Here is a 20,984-nt window from a genome sequence, read left to right on the forward strand (position 1 = left end):
GTTCCGGTACCGGAATTCAGGCCAGGCAGTCGGCCGGCAGCTCGTCGACCCGCTTCGCGCCGGTCATCACCGCCACCGTGTCGCTCATGCTGATCTTCTTCGGGTTGACCACCGCCGCGCGCTTGCCGAGCCGCGCGATGTGGATGCGGTCGGCGATCTCGAACACGTGCGGCATGTTGTGGCTGATCAGGATCACCGGCAGCCCCTTGTCGCGCACGCGGCGGATCAGCTCGAGCACCATGTTGCCCTCCTTGACGCCGAGCGCCGCGGTGGGTTCGTCCATGATGACCACGTGCTGCGCGAACGCCGCCGCGCGGCCCACCGCGACGCACTGGCGCTGCCCGCCCGAGAGGGTTTCCACCGCCTGCGTCATCGAGCGGATGCCCACCTTCAGCTCGTTCATCCGCGTGATGCTCTCCTCGAGCATCTTCTTCTTGTCGAGCATGCGCAGCACGCTGCCCAGGAAGCCGGGGCGGCGCAGCTCGCGGCCGAGGAACAGGTTCTCGGCGATGCTCATCGCCGGCGCCACCGCGAGATCCTGGTAGACCGTCTCGATGCCGGCGCGGCGCGCGTCGATCGGGCTCTTGAAGTGGATGATCTTGCCGTCGAGCTTGATCTCGCCCTCGTCGGGAATGGTCGCGCCCGACAAGGCCTTGATCAGCGAGGACTTGCCGGCGCCGTTGTCGCCGATCACCGCGAGGATCTCGCCGGCGCGCAGCTCGAAATCGGCACCGTCGAGCGCGACGACCTGGCCGTAGCGCTTCACGAGGCCGCGGGCCTCCATCACGAGAGGGGCTCGAGCGCCCGTTGCGGTATCGGCAGCCATCAGCGCGCTCCCTTGCGAGAAAGTTGGTCGGTGGCCACGGCCAGGATCACCAGCACGCCGGTCACCAGCACCTGGTAGATCGACGACACGCCCATCAGCGTCAGCCCGTTGCGGAACACGCCGACGATCAGCGCCCCGACCAGCGAGCCGAGGATCACGCCGCGCCCGCCGAACAGGCTGGTGCCGCCGAGCACCACCGCGGTGATCGCGTCCAGGTTCTCGGTCTGCCCGGCGTTCGGGTCGCCGACGCCGGTGCGCGCCACCGACAGCAGCGACGCGATGCCGTAGAACACGCCGGCCAGCACGTAGACCCCGAGCAGCACGCGCTGCGTCGGGATGCCGGTCAGCCGGGTCGCCTCAGGGCTGTTGCCCACCGCGTAGACGTGGCGGCCCGAGGCCGTCTCGCGCAGCGCGAACCAGGCCAGCCCGTACAGCGCGAGCATCAGCACCACGCCGTAGGCGACGTTGGTGGTGCCGCCGAGTGCGAAGGTGTTGCCCAGCATCGTCATCGCCTCGGGCACGTCGGTCACCGTCTGCGAGTTCGAATACAGCTGCGTGATCGCGAACGCGATGTTCAGCGTGCCCAGCGTGACGATGAACGGCGGCAGCTTGATGCGCGTGACGAGCAGCCCGTTGACCAGCCCGAACAGCGTCGTCACGCCGATGCCGCACAGCACGGCGAGGAGCGGCGGCAGCCCGAGCTCGGTCGCGAACTTCGTCATCACGATGCCGCCCAGCGCCATCACCATGCCGCAGGACAGGTCGATGCCGGCGGTCAGGATGATCAGCGTCTGGCCGATCGCGATGACGCCGACCACCATCACCTGCTGCAGCACCAGCGACAGGTTGCCGCCGGTCAGGAAGCGTTCGTTCTGCGTCGCGAAGAAACCGCAGGCGAGCAGCAGCGCGATGAAGGGGCCGAGCGTCGCGAGCGGGGGCAGCCGCCCCTTCATCACTTCTTGCCCCAGCACAGGTCCGTGCCGGTCTTCACGTCCTTGCTGTCGACCCCCGCCACCGGCTTCGCGGCGATCAGCGTGACGCCGGTGTCGGTGTAGCCGCTCGGCTTCTTGCCGGTCTTCGCGTACTCGATGCCGGCCTCGACGCCCATCGCCGCCATCTTCAGCGGGTACTGCTGCGAAGTCGCTGCGATGATGCCGGCGCCGACGTCCTTGATGCCCTGGCAGCCGCCGTCGACCGAGACGATCGTGACGCCCTTCTCCTTGCCGGCCGACTTCAGCGCCTTGTACGCACCGGCGGCCGCCGGCTCGTTGATCGTGTAGACGAGGGTCACCTCGGGGCTCTTCTGCAGGCAGTTCTCCATCGCGGTCTGCGCCTTGGCCTGGTCGCCGTAGCTGTCGGCCATGCAGACCACCTCGGCGGCCTTGCCCAGCTCGTTGCTCTTCGCATCGGGGGCGGCCAGGCCGAAGCCCTTCAGGAAGCCGTTGTGGCGCTGCGCGCCGACCGGGTGGCCGGGGAACAGGTCGAGCGTGACGATCTTCACCGGCTTGCCTGCCGTCGCGACCTTCGCGTACTGGCCGATCAGCACGCCGGCCTGGTAGTTGTCGGTCGCGAACAGCGCGTCGGTGCCCTCGGTCGGGTCGGTCGGGCTGTCGAGCGCGATCACCAGCACGCCCTTGTCGCGCGCCTTCTTGATGGCCGGCACGATCGCCTTCGAGTCGCTCGGCGTGATCAGGATGGTCTTGGCGCCGGCGGCGATCATGTTCTCCATCGCGGTCACCTGGCCGGCGTTGTCGCCATCGGCCTTGCCGGCGCCGCTCAGCAGCTTTGCGCCCTTGGCCTTCGCGGCCTCGTTGGCGCCTTCCTTCATCTTCACGAAGAACGGATTGGTCTCGGTCTTCGTGATCAGGCCGATGATCGGCTGGTCGGCAGCGTGGACCGACGCGGCGCCGGCTGCGAACAGGGCAGCGGCGGCGATCGACGACAGGATCGGCAGGGTCTTCAGGCGCATGTCTTGTCTCCGGGTGTTGTGGGGTCTGGATGCGAAAGCGCGTATCGGCAGCGCGCAGCAAAGTATGGGCAACGGCGTTTAATAAATCAAGTTGATTGATTAATGGAAAACCCTGTAACCTCCGCGACCCGCCGGGGGCAAGCTGGCGCGCCCTTTTGCGCGCCCTTTTCTGGAGAGTCCGATGTTCGTGGTGTGTGGCGAAGCCTTGATGGATGTGTTCTCGACCGGTTCGACACCGACGGGTGTCCGCATGGATGCGCGCATCGGCGGTTCGCCGTTCAACGTCGCGGTCGGGCTGGCGCGGCTCGATCAGCCGGTCGCATTCTTCGGCGGCGTGTCGAGCGGCTTCCTGGGCGAGCGGCTGGTGGCGGCGATGCGGGCGGAGCGCGTCGACACGCGGGCGCTGCACGTCAGCAGTGCGCCGACCACGCTCGGCCTGGTCGGGCTGGATGCGGCCGGCGTGCCCTCGTATGCGTTCTACGGCCACGGCGCGGCCGACCGCGAGGTGCCGCTCGAGGCGCTGCAGCGCGTGCCGGGCGATGCGAAGGTGATCCACGTCGGCTCGTTCAACACCGTCGTCGAGCCGGTGGCGGGCACGTTGCGGGCGCTGGTCGAGCGCGAGCACGGGCGCTGCCTGATCTCCTACGACCCGAACATCCGGCTGAACGTCGAGCCCGAGGTCGCGCGCTGGCGCGAGCAGCTGCAGTGGATGCTGCCGCGCACGCACCTGCTGAAGGTCAGCGACGAGGATCTCGCGCTGCTGTACCCGGGCGTCGAGCACGAGGTGCTGGCCCGGCAGTGGCTTGCGGCCGGCGTGACGCTGGTGGTGGTGACGCGCGGCGCGAAGGGGGCGATCGGCTGGACGGCCGGCGCGCAGGCCGAGGCGCAGCCGGTGGTGGTGGCGGTGATCGACACGGTCGGTGCCGGCGACACCTTCCAGGCGGCGCTGCTGACCTGGCTGGCCGAGCGCGACGCGCTGTCGGGGCGGGCGATCGCGGCGCTGGACGGCGCACAGCTGGCCGATGCGCTGAACTTCGCGGCGCGTGCGGCGGCCATCACCTGCTCGCGGCGCGGGGCGGACCTGCCGCGGCGCAACGAGCTGAACTGATCAGGCCGCGATCCACCTCGGCTGGCGGTGCGTCAGCGCCGGCAGCTGCATCCGCACCTGCGCGATCCGCGCCGGGTCCAGCGTCGCCATCACGACCCCTTCGCCCTCCTCGCGCATCGCGAGCACCTCGCCCCACGGGTCGGCGATCAGGCTGTGGCCGAAGGTGCGGCGGCCGTTCTCGTGCAGCCCGCCCTGCGCCGGCGCGATCACGTAGCACTGGTTCTCGACCGCGCGCGCCCGCAGCAGCAGCTCCCAGTGCGCCTTCCCGGTGGTGTGCGTGAACGCCGCCGGCACCGCCAGCAGGTCGCACGGCGGCGACATCATCGCGCGGTACAGCTCGGGGAAGCGCAGGTCGTAGCAGATGCTCAGGCCGACGCGCAGCCCGTCGGCGTCGAAGGTCACCGGCTCGCTGCCGGCCCGCAGCACGCGGCCTTCGTCGAAGTTCTCGCGGCCGTTGTCGTAGCGGAACAGGTGCATCTTGTCGTAGCGCGCCGCGAGCGTGCCGTCGGGTGCGAACACGCAGCTCGCGTTGAGCACGCGGTCGGGGCTGCCGGTGCCGGACTCGTTGAATGCGCCGATGCGCATGGGCAGCGTGCCGCCGATGATCCAGATCCCGTGGCTGCGCGCCGCCTCGGACAGCATCGCCTGGATCGGCCCGTCGCCCGGCGCCTCGGCCAGCGCGAGCTTGTCGCGGTCGCTGTGGCCCATCAGGCAGAAGTACTCCGGCAGCCCGACCAGCCGGGCGCCTGCCGCGGCGGCCTGCGCGATCAGCCGGCGGGCATGGTCCAGGTTCTCGTCGACGCGCGGCGTCGAGACCGTTTGAAGTGCGGCGATCAGCATCGGGGTTTCCCTGAAGAATGTGGCCTTCCTCACGCCGTGAGGGCCAGAGCGCAAGAGCTTACGTCGGACTCCGGGCCTGCGCCCGTCACAGGAATAGCAGCTGGGGCAGAATCCGACCGCCTTCCTTGACACGGGCAGCAACGTCTCATGGCTCTCGAGTCTTCCACCCTGGGCGCACCGGCCGCCGCTGCATCCACGCCGCCCGGCCCGGCACGCGCCGAGCACAGCCGCTTCGTGCAGCGGATCCGCCGCCGCTTTGGCGCCGAGCTGTCGCTGCTGGCGCCCGGCCTGCCGACCCGCGAGCCGATCGAGGCGCTGATCGACGCGCTGCTGGCCACCGAGCGCACGCTGCCGAGCGCGCTGCGCGTCGCCCGCCACCTGGTGCTGGAACGCCTGGCCGTGCTCGACATCGAGCAGGGCGCGGCGATGGAGGACATCACCCGCGCGATGACCGAGCTGGCCGAGACCACGCTCGACCGCGCGATCGCGCAGGCGCAGCACGAGCAGGACCAGCGCTACGGCGCGCCGCTGAACGCCGACGGCCGGCGCATCGACTTCTGGGTCGTCGGCATGGGCAAGCTGGGCGCGCGCGAGCTGAACGTCTCGTCCGACATCGACCTGGTCTACGTCTATGAAGAAGACGGCGAGACCGCCGGGCCGCAGCAGGTCACCGCGCACGAATACTTCTCGCAGCTCGCGCGCAGCCTGTACGCGCTGATCGGCGACACCACCGACGACGGCTTCGTGTTCCGGGTCGACCTCGCGCTGCGCCCGAACGGCAACTCCGGCCCGCCGGTGGTGAGCCTCGCGATGCTGGAGGAGTACTTCCTGGTGCAGGGCCGCGAGTGGGAGCGCTTCGCATGGCTGAAGAGCCGCGTCGTCGCGCCGCGCGAGAGCGTGCGCAACGGCCGCGCGCTCGCGCTGCGCTCCACCGTGACCAGCTTCGTCTACCGCCGCTACCTCGACTACGGCGTGTTCGAGGGGCTGCGCCAGCTGCACCGCAAGGTGCGCGACGAAGCGCAGCGCCGGGCCGCCGGCCGGCCGGAGCGCGCGAACGACGTGAAGCTGTCGCGCGGCGGCATCCGCGAGATCGAGTTCATCGTGCAGCTGCTGCTGGTGGTGCGCGGCGGGCAGTTCCCCGAGATCCGCACCCGCTCGACGCTGAAGGCCCTGGCCAAGCTGACCGCCGGCGGCTTGATGAAGCCGGCCAGCGCCGACCGGCTGGCCGAGGCCTACACCTTCCTGCGCCGCATCGAGCACCGCATCCAGTTTCTCGACGACCAGCAGACGCATTTGCTGCCGACCGCCGACGAGGACCTGAACTGGATCGCGCGCAGCATGGGCCTGCACTGCGGCAAGGTCTCGTGCGAGCTGCTCGAACTGCTGGGCGCGGCGCGCGAGATGGTCGCGCTCGAATTCGACGCGCTGCTGCACGAAGGCCAGGCGCCCGCCGCCTGCCCGCCCGGCAAGAAGGCCGGCAGCTGCAAGACCTGCGGCCCGCCGCCGCAGCCGGTCGACAGTGAGGACTTCATCGAGAAGCTGCCGCCGGAGATCGCCAGCCGCGTGCGCAGCTGGTGCGGCCAGCCGAAGATCCGCGCGCTGCGCGACGACAGCAAGGTGCGGCTGGCGCGGCTGATCACGCGCACGGTCGAGGCCGTCGGCGACCGGCGCTGCACGATGGACGCCGCGGCGCGCTTCGTCGACTGGGTCGAGCCGCTGCTGCGCCGCGAGAGCTACCTCGCGCTGCTGGTCGAGCGGCCCGAGGTGCACAACCGGCTGCTGCGCCTGCTCGGCCTGGCGCGCTGGCCGATGCGCTACCTGATGCAGCACCCGGGCGTGATCGACGAGCTGGCCGACGAGCGCCTGCTGCACGGCCGCTTCGACGCCACCGAATTCATCGCCGACCTGGAGGCGCGCCACGAGGCCTGGGAGCGCTCCGGCCAGGCCGATGAAGAGTCGCTGCTCGACACGCTGCGCCGCGCCCACCATGCCGAGGTGTTCCGCACGCTGGTGCGCGACGTCGAGGGCCACATCACGGTGGAGCAGGTGGCCGACGACCTGTCGGCGCTGGCCGATGCCACGCTGCAGTGCGCGCTGAACTGGGCCTGGGGCCACCTGAAGCTGCGCCATCGGCCGGCGCCGCGCTTCGCGGTGGTGGCCTACGGCAAGCTGGGCGGCAAGGAGCTCGGCTACGGCAGCGACCTCGACGTGGTGTTCCTGTACGACGACGGCGACGAGCCGGACACCGACCGCGCCGCCGAGGTCTATGCCGCCTTCGTGCGCAAGCTGATCACCTGGCTCACGCTGCGCACCGCGGCCGGCGAGCTGTTCGACATCGACACCGCGCTGCGGCCGAACGGCAGCTCGGGCCTGCTCGTCACCTCGCTGGCCTCGTTCGAGAACTACCAGCGTGGGCGCGGCAGCAACACCGCGTGGACCTGGGAACACCAGGCCGTGACGCGGGCGCGCTTCTGCGCCGGCGATGCGGAACTGGCGCCGCGCTTCGAGGCGGTGCGCCGCGCGGTGCTGTGCGCGCCGCGCGACCCCGCCGCGCTGCGCACCGAGGTGCAGGCGATGCGCGAGAAGGTGCGCAGCGCCCATCCGGTGCGCGGCGCGTTGTTCGACGTCAAGCACAGTGCAGGCGGCATGATGGACGCCGAGTTCGCGGTGCAGACGCTGGTGCTGGCGCATGGCGCGCAGCATCCGGAGCTGCTCGACAACGTCGGCAACATCGCACTGCTGCAGCGTGCCGAGGTCTGCGGGCTGCTGCCAGCCGGCGTCGGCAGCGCGGCGGCCGATGCCTACCGCGAGTTGCGCCGCGCGCAACACCGGGCGCGGCTCGACGAGCAGCCGACCCAGTTCGATCCGGCGCCGCTGGCCGCGTACCGCGATGCGGTGCTCGCGCTGTGCGCCGTGGTGTTCCCCGCGTCGGCCGGCGCTTGATCACCAAGGGTCCCCGCGCATTGCGACAGCCCGGGCGGGCCTGGGGACTGCTGTCCGCATCGATCTTCCTCGCGACGCTCGCGGCCCAGGCGGTGCCGAAGGCGGTGCTCGACTGGCAGCCCGGGCTCGCGGCCACCGAGCCGTGGCGCTGGTGGACGGCGCTGTTCGTGCATTTCAGCCTGCTGCACCTCGGTGCCAACCTGCTCGGGCTGGTGCTGGTCGCGACGCTCGGCCTGTCGGCGCGCGTGCCGTGGCCGATGAGCGCGGCGTGGTTCGCGGCCTGGCCGCTGACGCACCTTGCGCTGCTGCTGCAGCCGGAGTTGCGCCACTACGGCGGGCTGTCGGGCGTGCTGCATGCGGCGGTGGCGATCGTCGCGGTGCACCTGCTGACGGCGCCGCAGGTGCCGCGCCATCACCGGTGGATCGGCGGCGCGGTCCTCGCGGGCCTGTGCGCGAAGGTGGTCAGCGAGTCGCCGTGGCTCGGGCCGGTGCAGCACACGCCCGGCTGGGACATCGGCGTCGCCCCGATTGCGCATGCGTGCGGGCTGGTCGTCGGCGTCGCCTGTGCGCTGATCGCCGCGGGCCTGCAGCGCCGTCCCGCCGGAACCGGACCCCATGACTGAACGAAAGAGCGCGCTCGATACGCTGGCCGTGACCTCGCTGATCGGCCTGTGCTTCCTGTGGGGGCTGAACCAGGTCGCCGCGAAGGCGGCGCTGCCCGAGGTGCCGCCGCTGCAGCAGGCGGCGCTGCGCTCGGCGGGCGGCGCGCTGCTGGTGTTCCTGTGGTCGCGCTGGCGCGGCATCCGGCTGTTCGAGCGCGACGGCACGCTGGCCGGCGGACTGCTTGCCGGCGCACTGTTCGCCGCCGAGTTCGTCTGCATCTTCCTCGGGCTGCAGTTCACCAGCGCGTCGCGCATGGTGGTGTTCATCTACCTGTCGCCATTCGTCGTCGCGCTCGGCATGCCGTTCATCGCGCACTCGGAGCGGTTGTCGGGCGTGCAGGTGGGCGGGCTGGTCGCCGCGTTCGCGGGCGTCGCGTGGGCCTTTGCCGAGGGCTTCTCGCGGCCGGCCGTCGGCGCGCACCAGTGGATCGGCGACGCGCTCGGGGTGACGGCCGGCGTGCTGTGGGGCGCGACCACGCTGTCGATCCGCGGCACGAAGCTGTCGGGCGCCTCGGCCGAGAAGACGCTGCTGTACCAGCTCGGCGTGTCGGGTGTGCTGCTGACGCTGGGCGCGCTTGCCAGCGGGCAGCCGCTGCCGCACGCGCTGTCGCCGCTCGCCTGGGGCTCGCTCGCATTCCAGGTGGTGGTGGTCACGTCGGCCAGCTACCTGATGTGGTTCTGGCTGGTGCGTCACTACCCGGCGACGCGGCTGGCCGCGTTCACGCTGCTGACGCCGGTGTTCGGGCTGCTGCTCGGGCTGTGGCTGCTGGGGGAGCCGATCACCGCGCGGCTGGTGGTGGCGCTGGCCGGTGTCGCGATCGGGATTGCGGTGGTGAACCGGCCGGCGAAGGCCTGATCAGGAATTCAGGCGCGGATGCGCTTCACCAGGGCCGTCGTCGAGTAACCGTCGACGAACGGGATCGCCAGCGCCTGGCCGCCCCAGCTGCGCACGAGCCGCGTTTCCTCCAGCGTCTCCATGTCGTAGTCGCCACCCTTCACGTACAGGTCGGCCCGCACCTCGCCGAGCAGCGCGACCGGCGTCTTCTCGTCGAAGAGGGTCACCAGGCTCACGCTCTCCAGCGCGGCGAGCACGCAGGCGCGGTCGGTCTCGGCGTTCAGCGGCCGGTCGGGCCCCTTGCCGAGCAGGCGCGCCGACGCGTCGCTGTTCAGCCCGATCACCAGGCTGCCGCCCAGTTCGCGCGCCTGCGCGAGGTAGCTGACGTGACCGCGGTGCAGGATGTCGAACACGCCGTTCGTGAACACCAGCGGGCGCGGCAACGCGGCCAGCCGCGCGGGCAGCTGCTCGCGCGGGCAGAGCTTGTCGAGGAACGACGCCACCGGGCCGTCGTGCATCAGGCCGGCTGCGCGCCCGGGCCGGCGCCCTTGGCTGCGGCCGCGATCGCCGCCGCCATCTCCTTGCGGAAGCGGTTCAGCTCCTGCACGCTCGCGAAGCTGCGTTCCATCAGCAGGCTCATGTTGTGCAGGATGCGCTCGACGACCTTGGTCTCCCAGACCGCGTCGAACTGGATCTGGCGATCCAGCCACTGCTCCAGCCACTCGGGGTTGGGCAGGCGGCTCTGGATGGTGTCGCGCGGGAACAGCTTGACGTTCACGTGCAGGTTGGTCGGGTGCAGCGCCTGCGCGGTGCGGCGGGCGCTGGCCATCAGCACGCCGACCTTCGCGAACGCGGCACGCGCTTCATCGCCGAACTTCTGCATCGCGCGCTTCATGTAGCGCAGGTAGGCACCGCCATGGCGGGCTTCATCGCGTGCGAGCGTCTCGTAGATGGCCTTGATCACCGGCTCGCTGTGCCATTCGGCGGCGCGGCGGTACCAGTGGTTCAGGCGGATCTCGCCGCAGAAGTGCAGCATCAGCGTCTCGAGCGCCGGCGCCGGGTCGAACTCGAAGCGGATCGCGTGCAGCTCCTCTTCGCTCGGCACCAGGTCGGGCCGGAAGCGGCGCAGGTACTCCATCAGCACCAGCGAGTGCTTCTGCTCCTCGAAGAACCAGACGCTCATGAAGGCGGAGAAATCGCTGTCATCGCGGTTGTCGCGCAGGAACATCTCGGTGGCCGGCAGCGCCGCCCACTCGGTGATCGCGTTCATCTTGATGGTCTGGGCTTGCTCTTCGCTGAGCTGGCTGCCATCGAACTGATCCCAGGGAATGTCGGTGTCCATGTTCCATCGGACAGCCTCGAGTTGCTTGAACAGTTCGGGGTAAAGCATGGTAGGGCCTGTGGAAGTCCGGCGGCATTCTAGACGGGCCATCGTGACAGTCCGTCACATGACAGACGACATGAAGGTTATCGCGCGGCTTGTTCGCGCCAGCGCCGCAGCGCGCCCTGCAGGTCGCCGAGCGTCGCCAGCGCCGTGATGCCGGCTGGCGTGCGCCGGTGCAGCACCGGTGCCGCACCGCCCACCCACACCTCCACCGGCGGCGCGAGCTTCGCCCGCAGCTCGACCAGGCTGTCGGTGACCTGCTGCGGGTGGGTGGCGCCGCTGAAGGCCAGCACGACGATGTCGGACCGGAAGGCCCGGGCTGCCAGCACCGTATCCCACAGCGGCGTCTGCAGCCCGAGCGATGTGCAGTGCGCGCCGTCCACGCCCAGCAGCACCTCGGCCAGCAGCAGCCCCAGCCCGTGCGGCTCGCCCGGGAAGGTGGTCAGCAGTACCTTCGGCCGTGCCTCGGCCGGCGGCTGCGGCAGCAGGTACAGCGCCTGGCGCATCACGCCGTGCAGCACCTCGGTGCAGGCGTGCTCCTGGAAGATCTCCAGCTGCCCGCGCATCCAGGCGTCGCCGACCAGCGTATTGAGGGGGACCACCACTTCCACGACGAAGCGGGCGAGGCCCAGGCTCAGCTGGGCCTGCGTCAGCAGGCGTCGCAAGGCAGCCAGGTCATGGGCACGAACGAGTTCGAGGTACTGGATCAAGGCCGGCGCGACCGGTTCGACGGGGCGGGCTGCGGCGGCGCGGCGCACCGGTTCGGGGCTGCTCTCGCTGAGCCGGCGCAACTCGTCGATCGGCATGCCGACGACCCGGCCGGGCCGGTGCCCGCCATCCATCAGCCGGCGCACGATGCGCAGTTTCTCGACCTGGTCGAGCGGATACGAGCGCTCGCCGAGCGCATCGCGCTGCGGCAGCGGAAAACCGTAGCGGCGCTCCCAGACCCGCAAGGTGTCCTTGCTGAGCCCGGTGTCGCGCTCGACGGCGGAGATCGACAGGGTCGGGGCTTTCATCGTGGCGCGCCCGGGTTGACAAGCGGCCCGCGCAGTTCAACATCGTCCAGGGCAAACCCGGACAATGACGACAAAATTGAGCGATTCGTTGACATCGACACCCATCCTGACTTGAACGAGCCCACCCGCATGATCCGCTTCCGCCACTTCCGCCACTTCCGCCACTTCCGACTTCCCCTCGCACTCGCCTGGACCGTGCTCGCCGGCGCGCTGCTGGCACCCGTTGCCGCCTCGGCGGCCCCGGCCTGCCCGGCCTTGCTGGACCGGCAGGCGCTGCGCCTGCAGGACGAGAAGCCGCAGAACCTGTGCCAGTACGCCGGCCAGGTCGTCGTGATCGTCAACACCGCGAGCTTCTGCGGCTTCACGCCCCAGTACAAGGGCCTGGAGGCGCTGTACCAGCGCTACCGCGACCGCGGCCTGGTCGTGCTGGGATTCCCGTCCAATGATTTCGGCGCGCAGGAGCCGGGCTCAAGCAAGGACATCGCCGACTTCTGCGAAAACACCTTCGGCGTGAAATTTCCGATGTTCACGAAGACCCGCGTGGCCGAGTCTGGCGGCGCGCAGGTCGATCCGCTGTACGTGGAACTGCGCAGGCGGACCGGCGCCGCGCCGAAGTGGAACTTCCACAAGTACGTGGTCTCGCGCGACGGCAGCGCGGTGCAGAGCTTCGCCAGCACGGTCGAGCCCGATGACGCGGCCTTCGTGCGCGAGATCGAGCGCCAACTCGGCGCGAAGTGATGGGCCGGGCACGCCGCTTCGATGTCACCGGCCGCGCCGACGCCCGGCGCCGGGTCACATCGGGACATGTTTTTTTTCGGTGAATGACGGAACTCACGGGAACACTGGGCGTCTCATCCCTCCAGAGACGCGCCGGGGCGCATGCCTGCGGCACGTCTCTGGATCCGGTTCTTGCGTTGCACAGCCGGCCTGCTCCGCAGGCTGAAATCCCGAGGCGGTTCTCCTCCTCCCTCCTCCCTCCCTCCTTCGCCGCGGGGCGCTGTGCAGCGGTTTTTATTCCCGGCCCGGGCCCGTGTGCCCCGGCCGCCTCGACCTTCCTGGTCGACGGGGCCTGAGCGGCTTGATCAGGTAGCGCCCGTGGATCCGGCTCCGCCGGGCCACCCGGCGCGCGCCCTCGAGGGGGCGCGCGGCGCCTCGGGGGCGGGGGTCATCAAAGCCAGCCCTTGCGCCTGAAGTACCAGAACGGGGCGATCACGCTGAGCACCATCAGCACCAGCGCGTACGGGTAGCCGAGCGACCAGTCGAGCTCCGGCATCGCCTTGAAGTTCATCCCGTAGATGCTCGCGATCAGTGTCGGCGGCAGCAGCGCGACGCTCGCCACCGAGAACAGCTTGATGATCTTGTTCTGGTTGATGTTGATGAAGCCGACCGTCGCGTCCATCAGGAAGTTGATCTTGTCGAACAGGAACGCGGTGTGGCTGTCCAGCGAATCGATGTCGCGCAGGATCTGGCGCGATTCCTCGAACTGCTCGGCGTTCAGCATGCGGCTGCGCATCATGAAGCTCACCGCGCGCCGCGTGTCCATCACGTTGCGGCGGATGCGGCCGTTCAGGTCTTCCTCGCGCGCGATCGCGGCCAGCACCAGCGCGGCGTCGCTGTCGGTGATCTCCTTCTTCAGCACGCGCGCGCCGACCGCCTCCAGGCTGTCGTAGATGCCTTCGAGCGCATCGGCGCTGTACTCGGCATCGGCGTCGTAGAGCTTCAGCAGCACGTCCTTCGCGTCCTCGATCAGGGCCGGGATGCGGCGCGCCCGCAGGCGCAGCAGCCGGAACACCGGCAGGTCTTCGCCGTGGATCGAGAACAGCACCTTGTTGTGCAGGATGAAGGCGACCCGCACGTTGCGCGGGGTCTGGTCGTCATCGATCAGGAAGTCGGAGCGGATGTGCAGCTCGCCGTTGTCTTCTTCGTAGAAGCGGGCCGATTCCTCCAGGTCGTCGTCGACCACGTCCTCGGGGATGGTGACGCCGAAGTGCTCGGCGATCCAGCTCTTTTCCTCGGGGGTGGGCGCTTCGAGGTCGACCCACACCGGCGTCACGTGGGCCAGCGTGTCGGCGCTCGCGATCTCTTCCTGAAACAGCCGGCCGTTGACCAGCGTGAACACATTCAGCATGCAAGGGCTCCGGCAGACGTTCAGGTCAACGGCGGATTATCACATCGCTGAAAACGTCGACCTTCTCACGCCTGCCGCGCCGCGTCCAGCACGGGGCGCCGATACCAGGGTTTTGCGGGTGTCTTTAGCTTGTCACACCCCGCGTGCAGGTGCACACTGGTTTCAACGACCTCCCGGTCCACCCTCTCCTCACGCATCGCCTCATGCCGTTCACGGCGACCCCCTCCCAGCTTCCCCCCCACCTCTGCGAAAGGAGATCTCATGAATTTGACGATCAGCGGACACCACCTCGAGGTGACGCCAGCACTCCGTGAGTATGTGCTCACAAAGCTGGATCGGATCACGCGTCATTTTGACCAGGTGGTGGATATCAACGTACTGCTATCCGTCGAGAAGCTGAAGGAGAAGGAACGCAGGCAAAAGGCTGAAGTCACGCTGCATGTGAAGGGAAAGGACATCTTCGTCGAGAACTGCCACGAGGACCTCTACGCCGCCATCGACCAGCTGATGGACAAGCTGGACCGGCAGGTCTGCCGCCACAAGGACAAGCTGCAGGACCACCACCATGTGGCTGCCAAGCGGATCGATGCGACCTTGTGAATCCGCCACCCGCGGTGAAATCCGCGGATGCGACCGTCGAGCGGCCTGCGGGCCGCTTTTTCTTTCGGCCGGCGCAGGTGCCGGTTGGGTTTCTGCAAGGTTTCGCCCGCACTTGGTGCGCCGACCCCCTCGAACCGGGTCGGTACGTTGCTGCAATGCAGCGTCGCGTGCAGAATTTGGCCTTCGGCGGGGCAGTCCGACGTTGCGCCGTCAACCCGGTTTCTATAATTTCCCGTTAAGACTGACACGGCATACCGCCGTGGCACATCGCCGAATGAATGCCTCCATCCGAGGCCAGAAGTGACCCGCCGATGAATCGACTCGCCGCCATTCTCCCCGTGACCAACGTCCTGATCGACGTGGAGGCCACCAGCAAGAAGCGTGCGTTCGAGCATGCGGGCCTGCTGTTCGAAAACCAGCACGCCATTGCGCGTGCCACGGTCACCGACAACCTGTTCGCCCGCGAGCGCCTCGGTTCCACCGGGCTGGGCCATGGGGTTGCAATTCCGCACGGCCGCATCAAGGGCCTGAAGAATCCGCTGGCCGCCGTGGTGCGCGTGCAGCAGCCGATTCCGTTCGATGCACCCGATGACGAGCCGGTCAGCCTGCTGATCTTCCTGCTGGTGCCCGAGGCTGCCACGCAGCGCCATCTCGAGATCCTCTCCGAGATCGCCGAGATGCTCAGCGAGCGCGAGCTGCGTGAGCGCCTGAAGAGCGAGGCTCCGGCCGCACGCGTGCATGAGCTGATCTCCAATTGGGAACCGCTGAAGTCGGTGGCATGACCCCGTCGGCGGGGTTCGGCGGGGCTGGCGCGTGAAACCGTCGGTCATCAGTGCGGAGGCGCTGTTCGAGGAGCACCGCCCGGCGCTGCGCTGGGAATGGATTGCCGGACATGCCCATCCGGAGCGCCGCTTCGACGAGGCGGCGGTGCGCAACGCGCAATCGGCGGCCGACCTGGTCGGCTACCTGAACTACATCCACCCGTACCGCGTGCAGATCGTCGGGCGGCGCGAGGTCGCCTACCTGCAGGATGCGTCGCTCGAGGACCAGGAGCGTCGCATCCAGCGCATCGTGACGCTGGAGCCGCCGGTGGTGATCGTCGCCGACAAGCAGGTGCCGCCGAACCGGCTGGTCGCGTTGTGCGACCGTGCCGATATCCCGTTGTTCGTCACCGACGAATCGGCCGGCCATGTGATCGACGTGGTGCGCGGCTACCTGAGCCAGCTGTTTGCCGAGCGCACGACGCGGCACGGCGTGTTCATGGACATTCTCGGCGTCGGCGTGCTGCTGACCGGCGAATCGGGCCTGGGCAAGAGCGAGCTGGGGCTGGAGCTGATCTCGCGCGGGCACGGGCTGGTGGCCGATGATGCGGTCGACCTGTTCCGCATTTCGCAGACGGCGCTCGAGGGGCGTTGCCCGGAGCTGCTGATGAACCTGCTGGAGGTGCGCGGCATCGGCCTGTTGGACATCAAGGCGATCTTCGGCGAGACCGCGGTGCGCCGGAAGATGCGGCTGAAGCTGATCGTGCACCTGGTGCGCAAGGAGACGCTGGACCGTGATTTCGAGCGCCTGCCTTACGAGCCGCTGAACGAGGACATCCTCAACGTGCCGGTGCGCAAGGTGGTGATCGCGGTGGATGCGGGGCGCAACCTGGCCGTGCTGGTCGAGGCGGCGGTGCGCAACACGATTCTCCAGCTGCGCGGCATCGACACGTATCGCGAATTCATCGAGCGGCATCAGCGGGCGATGCAGAACCCAGACATGGAGTGAGGTTGCCCTGCCCGGGCGGGGGGCCGGACGCTGCGCTGTACGAGCAGGTTTCGCCCTGCCGGGCGAGTCACTTTCATTTGTCTTGCCAAATGAAAGTAACCAAAGCAAAGGCGCTTTGAAAACCATACGGTTCGTTCAGTCTCGCTKCGGACAACACTGACRCTTCGGCTGCACATCCCCGTTCATTGGGATTGTTGTTCTCCCGYKCCCCTCGWCTCGCTCGCTTCGCRTCGCATCGTCATGCACCAGCGACGGCGCGGCGTCATCCAGGCGATGCGCAGCGAGTCGGGTGGAGAAGAACGGCCAACAATCCCAATGAAAGCGGGGCACAAGCCGAAGCGTCAGTGTTGTCCGCAGCGAGACTGAACGAACCGTATGGTGTTGTATTGAGGCCCTTTGCTTTGGTTACTTTCATTTGGGCCTCAAATGAAAGTGACTCGCCCGCCGGGGCGAGTCCCGGCCCCCGCCCGGGCAGGGCTCTACTTTTTGTACTCGCAGTTCTTCTTGGTGCACACCGCATACAACGCCAGCGCATGGTCCTGCAGCTCGAAGCCCCGCGCGTGCGCGATGTTCTTCTGCCGCTTCTCGATCTCGGCGTCGTAGAACTCCTCGACCTTGCCGCAGTCCAGGCACACCAAGTGGTCGTGGTGCTTGCCCTCGTTGAGCTCGAACACCGCCTTGCCCGACTCGAAATGGTTGCGCGACAGGATGCCGGCCTGCTCGAACTGCATCAGCACGCGGTACACCGTCGCCAGCCCGATGTCGGCCCCTTCGACCAGCAGGGCCTTGTAGACATCCTCCGCGGTCATGTGCCGCTGCGTGGTGTTCTGGAACACGTCGAGGATCTTGATGCGCGGCAGCGTGGCCTTCAGGCCGCTGCTCTTGAGTTCGTCGGCGTTGGACATGGCAAATCTCGGTGGCGCTGCAAGGGCAGGGCGGCCGGAGCCACCCGCTAGAATCGCCGAATCATATCGAGGTTGATGCCCGCTTCCCGGCGCGCACGCACATCACCATGCGTTCTTTCCCGTTCCTGGCGCTGGCCGCCGCTGGCGCCGCGCTGTCTGCAGGCTCGCTCACCGGCTGCAGCTCGCTGCAATCCTCCGACAACTTCCTGGGCGTCATCACCCCCTACCGCGTCGAGGTCGTGCAGGGCAACGTGCTGACCAAGGAGCAGGTGGCGCTGGTGAAGCCGGGCCTGACCCGCGCCCAGGTGCGCGACGTGCTCGGCTCGCCGCTGCTGACCGACACCTTCCACGCGAACCGCTGGGACTACGTCTTCACGATCAAGCGCCAGGGCGCCGAGCCGCAGCAGCGCAGCGTCGTCGTGCTGTTCGACGGCGACAAGATGGCCAGCATCAACGCGCCCGAACTGCCGAGCGAACGCGACTTCGTGCAATCGATCGACACCTTCAAGACCTCGCGCAACGCACCGCCGCTGGCGTTGACCGAAGAGCAGCTGAAGGCGCTGCCGGTCCCGCCGAAGCCGCCCGAGCCCGCCGCATCGGCGCCCGAGGGCCCGATCCGCAGCTACCCGCCGCTCGAGCGCTCATGAGCGCCAGTCCGTTGCGCATCGCCATCGCCGGCGCGAGCGGCCGCATGGGCCGCATGCTGGTCGAGGCTGTCACGGCGACCGACGACGTCGTGCTCGCCGGCGCGCTCGATCGCTCCGGCAGCCCGGCGCTCGGCCACGACGCCACCGCCTGGCTCGGCCGCACGAGCGGCGTCACGATCACCGACGACCTGCGCGCCGGCCTCGCGAACGCCCAGGTGCTGATCGACTTCACGCGCCCCGAAGGCACGCTCGCCCACCTGGTGGTGTGCCGCGAGCTGGGCGTCAAGGCGGTGATCGGCACCACCGGCTTCAGCGATGAACAGAAGGCCGCGATCGCCGACCATGCGAAGCACCTCGCGATCATGATGTCGCCGAACATGAGCGTCGGCGTCAACGTCGCGTTCAAGCTGCTCGAACTCGCCGCCCGCGCGCTGAACGAAGGCTACGACATCGAGGTCATCGAGGCCCACCACCGCCACAAGGTCGACGCACCGAGCGGCACCGCGCTGGCGATGGGCGAGGTGGTGGCCAAGGCGCTGGGCCGCGACCTGAAGGACTGCGCGGTCTACGGCCGCGAAGGCGTCACCGGCGAGCGCGATCCATCGACGATCGGCTTCGCGACGGTGCGCGGCGGCGACATCGTSGGCGACCACACCGTGCTGTTCGCCGGCACCGGCGAGCGCATCGAGATCACGCACAAGAGCTCGAGCCGCGTCACCTACGCGCAAGGCAGCTTGCGTGCGGCCCGCTTCCTCGCGTCGCGATCGAGCGGGCTGTTCTCGATGAACGACGTGCTGGGCCTCTGAGCAGCGCATGACGAGCATCGAACACTTCTGGCAGCAGGGCGACCTGATCACGCGCAGCGTCGCCGCGCTGTTGCTGCTGATGTCGGTCAGTGCCTGGGTGCTGATCTTCTGGAAGGGCTGGCTGCTGCGCCGTGCGCGGCTCGACATCGCCCGCGCCGTGCCGGCCTTCTGGGCCGCGCCCACGCTCGACGGCGGCCGCGAGCAGCTCACCGCGTTCGACCGCGAAGCCGTGCTGCGCCCGCTGCTCGACGCTGCGATGGCCGTGCCGCCGGCCGGCACGCTCGAAGGCCTCGGCCGGCTCGAATCGCAGCTCACGCGCCGCCTGCGCGACGCACTGCACGCGGTGCTCGCGCAGCTGCAGTTCGGCCAGGTGCTGCTCGCGTCGATCGGCAGTACCGCGCCGTTCATCGGGCTGTTCGGCACGGTCTGGGGCATCTACCACGCGCTGTTGAGCATCTCGGCGGGGGGCTCGATCACGATCGAGAAGGTGTCGGGCCCGGTCGGCGAGGCGCTGGTGATGACGGCCGCGGGCCTGGCGGTCGCGATCCCCGCGGTGCTGGCCTACAACGTGTTCGGCAAGCGCGTCGGCGCCTGCGAGGCCGAGCTCGAGGGCTTCGCGCACGACCTGCGCGAGATGATGATCGACCACAGCCGCGACGCCGCCGTGGCCGTCGCTGCCGCGCAGGCCTGAGCGGAGGACCGGCCATGGCCTTCGGTCGCCTCGAACGCACCGCCGGGCCGACGCCGATGAGCGACATCAACATGACGCCGCTGATCGACGTGATGCTGGTGCTGCTGGTGATCTTCATGATCACCGCGCCGCTGATGAGCAGCAGCCTCAAGCTCGACCTGCCGCGCGCCGAGGCCGCGACGCCGAGCGAGACGCCGGATTTCATCGCGGTGGCGATCGATGCGCAGGGCCAGTTGTTCGTCGGCGACAAGCCGGTCGAGGCCGCTGCCTTCGCCGATCAGGTCGCGCAGGCGGCGCAGAAGAACCCTGCGACCGAGGTGCAGCTGCGCGCCGACCGCACGGTGCCGTATGGCCGTGTCGCCGAGCTGATCGGCGTCGTGCAGAAGGCCGGGCTGAACCGCATCGGCTTCGTCGCCGAGGCAGCGGCCGCGCCGGCTCAGGCTGCCAGCCACTGACGGAATGCCGCGGCTGCGGCGCGTGGATCCTCGGCCTGCGTCAACGCACTCACCACCGCGATCGAATCGACGCCGGTCGCCGCCACCTGCGGCGCGCGTTCCAGGCTGATGCCGCCGATCGCGACCACCGGCCAGGCCGGCTTCAGCCACGACACCCATTGCGCCAGCCGCTCCGGCCCGACCGGCTCATAGGCCATCGCCTTCAGCGTCGTCGGGTAGACCGGCCCGATCGCGATGTACGACGGCCGCAGCGCCTGCGCGCGGCACATCTCCAGCGGCGTGTGCGAGCTGACGCCCACGCGCAGACCTGCAGCCTGGATCGCGCCGAGATCGGCCGTGCCGATGTCCTCCTGGCCGAGGTGCAGGCCGTAGGCGCCGAGGTCGAGCGCCTCGCGCCAGTGGTCGTTGATGAAGAGCTGCGCGCCCGGCACCTCGCGCGCCGCTCTCACCGCCGCGCGCAGCTGCGCCGTCAGCTCGGCCTGCGGCAGGCTGCCTGCCTTCAGGCGCAACTGCAGCGTGCGCACGCCCATCGCGAGCGCGCGCTCGATCCAGTCGGCATCGGGCAGCACCGCGTAGAAGCCGAGCGGCCCGCTCAACGGCGCGAAGGCGGCTGCCGGCATGGCCCCGTCATCAGCCCAGCGGAAGTCGGGCAGGTGCGTGCTGTCGGCCAGTGCCGCCGCGTTCGTGTTCGGTCTGCCCGGGCCGACCTCGAGCGCCTGCGCGAGGCCGGCCGTCACGCGCAGCTTCGCGACACAGGCGGCATCGAACACGCCCCAGCCCTGCGCGAGCGCGCCGGCCAGCGCGGCCGAGAACACGCAGCCGCTGCCGTGCGCCGAGCCGGCCAGGCGCGGTGACGACAGCGATGCGCGTCGCGCGCCGGCCATCACCTCGTCGATGCTGCGGTCGCCCTCCGCATGCCCGCCTTTCAGCACCACGGCCGCCGGACCGTCGAGCACGCCGAGCCGCTGCGCTTCCGGCAGGTTCGGCGTGATCACGTCGGCCTCGCGCGCGAGCGCACGCACCGCGTCGAGCCACGCGCGTTCGTCCGCATCGTGGCTGCTGTGTCCGTTCGACGCGCCGAGCACCGGATCGAGCACGACCGGGCAGCGGCGCGCTGCCACGAACTCATGCACCTCGCGCAGCACCTCCAGCGAACCCAGCATGCCGAGCTTGATGGCCGCCGGCTCGCCATCGCGCAGCAGCGCCTGCAACGCGTCGCGCACCCACTTGGCCGGGACCGGTTGCAGCGCGCCCAGGCCGCGGCTGTCCTGCACCGTCAAGGCCGTCACGACACTGCTGCCGGCGAGGCCCATCGCCTGCCAGGTCGCGAGGTCGGCGGTGATGCCGGCGCCATGCACCGGGTCGTGCCCGGCGATCGTCAACAAGGGTCGCATCGTCG

At 69.3% G+C, this 20,984-nt stretch carries 22 protein-coding genes; 12 read left to right on the forward strand and 10 right to left on the reverse strand.

Features of this window, described 5'->3' with window-relative positions:
* Window positions 1-16: 16 nt before the first annotated feature.
* The 3 genes from AC1D1T_RS01400 to AC1D1T_RS01410 are packed head-to-tail and all read right to left on the reverse strand — an operon-like array spanning window position 17 to window position 2,795.
* Window positions 17-826: an ATP-binding cassette domain-containing protein gene (locus AC1D1T_RS01400; protein ID WP_477824764.1), complete on the reverse strand. Its 810-nt coding sequence runs from the start codon at window positions 824-826 to the stop codon at window positions 17-19.
* A complete protein-coding gene (locus AC1D1T_RS01405; protein ID WP_465111577.1) occupies window positions 826-1,779 on the reverse strand; it encodes an ABC transporter permease in 954 nt (317 codons plus the stop codon). Before AC1D1T_RS01405 ends, AC1D1T_RS01400 begins: the two co-directional genes overlap by 1 nt.
* Complete coding sequence (locus AC1D1T_RS01410; RefSeq protein ID WP_047501809.1) at window positions 1,779-2,795, reverse strand: sugar ABC transporter substrate-binding protein; 1,017 nt, start codon at window positions 2,793-2,795, stop codon at window positions 1,779-1,781. The genes AC1D1T_RS01405 and AC1D1T_RS01410 overlap by 1 nt, the downstream gene beginning before the upstream one ends.
* 181 nt (window positions 2,796-2,976) lie before the next feature.
* Between AC1D1T_RS01410 and AC1D1T_RS01415 the strand changes: the two genes are divergently transcribed.
* Window positions 2,977-3,903 carry a carbohydrate kinase family protein gene (locus AC1D1T_RS01415; RefSeq protein ID WP_477827854.1) on the forward strand — a complete coding sequence of 309 codons (927 nt, stop codon included), beginning with the start codon at window positions 2,977-2,979 and terminating at the stop codon, window positions 3,901-3,903.
* Here AC1D1T_RS01415 and AC1D1T_RS01420 read toward each other — a convergent pair whose 3' ends face one another.
* The gene (locus tag AC1D1T_RS01420) at window positions 3,904-4,743 is read right to left on the reverse strand and encodes a carbon-nitrogen hydrolase family protein (protein WP_477839820.1); all 840 of its coding nucleotides are present in this window, start codon (window positions 4,741-4,743) and stop codon (window positions 3,904-3,906) included. It abuts the gene before it with no gap.
* A 147-nt stretch (window positions 4,744-4,890) separates the two neighbouring features.
* Here AC1D1T_RS01420 and glnE point away from each other — a divergent pair, with 147 nt between their 5' ends.
* The 3 genes from glnE to AC1D1T_RS01435 are packed head-to-tail and all read left to right on the forward strand — an operon-like array spanning window position 4,891 to window position 9,204.
* Window positions 4,891-7,686: a bifunctional [glutamate--ammonia ligase]-adenylyl-L-tyrosine phosphorylase/[glutamate--ammonia-ligase] adenylyltransferase gene (glnE, locus tag AC1D1T_RS01425; protein WP_477991262.1), complete on the forward strand. Its 2,796-nt coding sequence runs from the start codon at window positions 4,891-4,893 to the stop codon at window positions 7,684-7,686.
* A 20-nt stretch (window positions 7,687-7,706) separates the two neighbouring features.
* Entirely contained in the window at window positions 7,707-8,309 is a 603-nt protein-coding gene (rrtA, locus tag AC1D1T_RS01430) for a rhombosortase (RefSeq protein WP_477991264.1), read from the forward strand.
* Entirely contained in the window at window positions 8,302-9,204 is a 903-nt protein-coding gene (locus AC1D1T_RS01435; protein WP_477828137.1) for a DMT family transporter, read from the forward strand. The genes rrtA and AC1D1T_RS01435 overlap by 8 nt, the downstream gene beginning before the upstream one ends.
* Window positions 9,205-9,212: 8 nt before the next feature.
* Here AC1D1T_RS01435 and rfaE2 read toward each other — a convergent pair whose 3' ends face one another.
* The 3 genes from rfaE2 to AC1D1T_RS01450 form a co-directional block, all read right to left on the reverse strand.
* Complete coding sequence (rfaE2, locus tag AC1D1T_RS01440; RefSeq protein WP_477828138.1) at window positions 9,213-9,701, reverse strand: D-glycero-beta-D-manno-heptose 1-phosphate adenylyltransferase; 489 nt, start codon at window positions 9,699-9,701, stop codon at window positions 9,213-9,215.
* Window positions 9,701-10,573, reverse strand: coding sequence for a ferritin family protein (locus AC1D1T_RS01445; protein WP_047501823.1), 873 nt, complete (start codon window positions 10,571-10,573; stop codon window positions 9,701-9,703). The genes rfaE2 and AC1D1T_RS01445 overlap by 1 nt, the downstream gene beginning before the upstream one ends.
* Window positions 10,574-10,650: 77 nt before the next feature.
* Window positions 10,651-11,583 (reverse strand): MerR family transcriptional regulator, encoded by a 933-nt coding sequence (locus AC1D1T_RS01450; RefSeq protein WP_047501825.1) that lies wholly within the window; start codon window positions 11,581-11,583, stop codon window positions 10,651-10,653.
* A 129-nt stretch (window positions 11,584-11,712) separates the two neighbouring features.
* Between AC1D1T_RS01450 and AC1D1T_RS01455 the strand changes: the two genes are divergently transcribed.
* Window positions 11,713-12,321, forward strand: coding sequence for a glutathione peroxidase (locus AC1D1T_RS01455; RefSeq protein WP_477826972.1), 609 nt, complete (start codon window positions 11,713-11,715; stop codon window positions 12,319-12,321).
* 430 nt (window positions 12,322-12,751) lie between these two features.
* Here AC1D1T_RS01455 and corA read toward each other — a convergent pair whose 3' ends face one another.
* The gene (gene corA / locus AC1D1T_RS01460; protein ID WP_047501827.1) at window positions 12,752-13,711 is read right to left on the reverse strand and encodes a magnesium/cobalt transporter CorA; all 960 of its coding nucleotides are present in this window, start codon (window positions 13,709-13,711) and stop codon (window positions 12,752-12,754) included.
* A 261-nt stretch (window positions 13,712-13,972) separates the two neighbouring features.
* Here corA and hpf point away from each other — a divergent pair, with 261 nt between their 5' ends.
* From hpf to hprK, 3 genes are all read left to right on the forward strand, one after another.
* Window positions 13,973-14,311 carry a ribosome hibernation-promoting factor, HPF/YfiA family gene (gene hpf, locus AC1D1T_RS01465; RefSeq protein WP_047501829.1) on the forward strand — a complete coding sequence of 113 codons (339 nt, stop codon included), beginning with the start codon at window positions 13,973-13,975 and terminating at the stop codon, window positions 14,309-14,311.
* Window positions 14,312-14,622: 311 nt separating this feature from the next.
* Window positions 14,623-15,093, forward strand: a complete 471-nt coding sequence (locus AC1D1T_RS01470) for a PTS sugar transporter subunit IIA (protein WP_047501831.1) — start codon at window positions 14,623-14,625, stop codon at window positions 15,091-15,093.
* Window positions 15,094-15,124: 31 nt separating this feature from the next.
* Window positions 15,125-16,081, forward strand: coding sequence for an HPr(Ser) kinase/phosphatase (hprK, locus tag AC1D1T_RS01475; RefSeq protein ID WP_465111587.1), 957 nt, complete (start codon window positions 15,125-15,127; stop codon window positions 16,079-16,081).
* A gap of 479 nt (window positions 16,082-16,560) precedes the next feature.
* Here the strand turns inward: hprK and fur are convergent, their stop codons facing one another.
* On the reverse strand, window positions 16,561-16,986 hold the full coding sequence (gene fur / locus AC1D1T_RS01480) for a ferric iron uptake transcriptional regulator (RefSeq protein WP_047510768.1): 426 nt from the start codon (window positions 16,984-16,986) through the stop codon (window positions 16,561-16,563).
* Window positions 16,987-17,093: 107 nt separating this feature from the next.
* On the opposite strand from fur, the gene AC1D1T_RS01485 reads away from it, so the two are divergent.
* Genes AC1D1T_RS01485 through AC1D1T_RS01500 form a run of 4 tightly spaced genes read left to right on the forward strand, consistent with a single transcriptional unit; the run spans window position 17,094 to window position 19,585 of the window.
* The gene (locus AC1D1T_RS01485; protein ID WP_052212979.1) at window positions 17,094-17,633 is read left to right on the forward strand and encodes an outer membrane protein assembly factor BamE; all 540 of its coding nucleotides are present in this window, start codon (window positions 17,094-17,096) and stop codon (window positions 17,631-17,633) included.
* Entirely contained in the window at window positions 17,630-18,439 is an 810-nt protein-coding gene (dapB, locus tag AC1D1T_RS01490; RefSeq protein ID WP_477824705.1) for a 4-hydroxy-tetrahydrodipicolinate reductase, read from the forward strand. The genes AC1D1T_RS01485 and dapB overlap by 4 nt, the downstream gene beginning before the upstream one ends.
* Window positions 18,440-18,446: 7 nt before the next feature.
* A complete protein-coding gene (locus AC1D1T_RS01495) occupies window positions 18,447-19,130 on the forward strand; it encodes a MotA/TolQ/ExbB proton channel family protein (RefSeq protein ID WP_477824706.1) in 684 nt (227 codons plus the stop codon).
* Window positions 19,131-19,144: 14 nt separating this feature from the next.
* On the forward strand, window positions 19,145-19,585 hold the full coding sequence (locus AC1D1T_RS01500) for an ExbD/TolR family protein (protein ID WP_465111590.1): 441 nt from the start codon (window positions 19,145-19,147) through the stop codon (window positions 19,583-19,585).
* Here AC1D1T_RS01500 and thiE read toward each other — a convergent pair.
* Window positions 19,567-20,979: a thiamine phosphate synthase gene (gene thiE, locus AC1D1T_RS01505; protein WP_477824707.1), complete on the reverse strand. Its 1,413-nt coding sequence runs from the start codon at window positions 20,977-20,979 to the stop codon at window positions 19,567-19,569. The genes AC1D1T_RS01500 and thiE overlap by 19 nt on opposite strands.
* Window positions 20,980-20,984 lie beyond the last annotated feature (5 nt).

This window comes from Rhizobacter sp. P2_H3, from assembly GCF_056403355.1.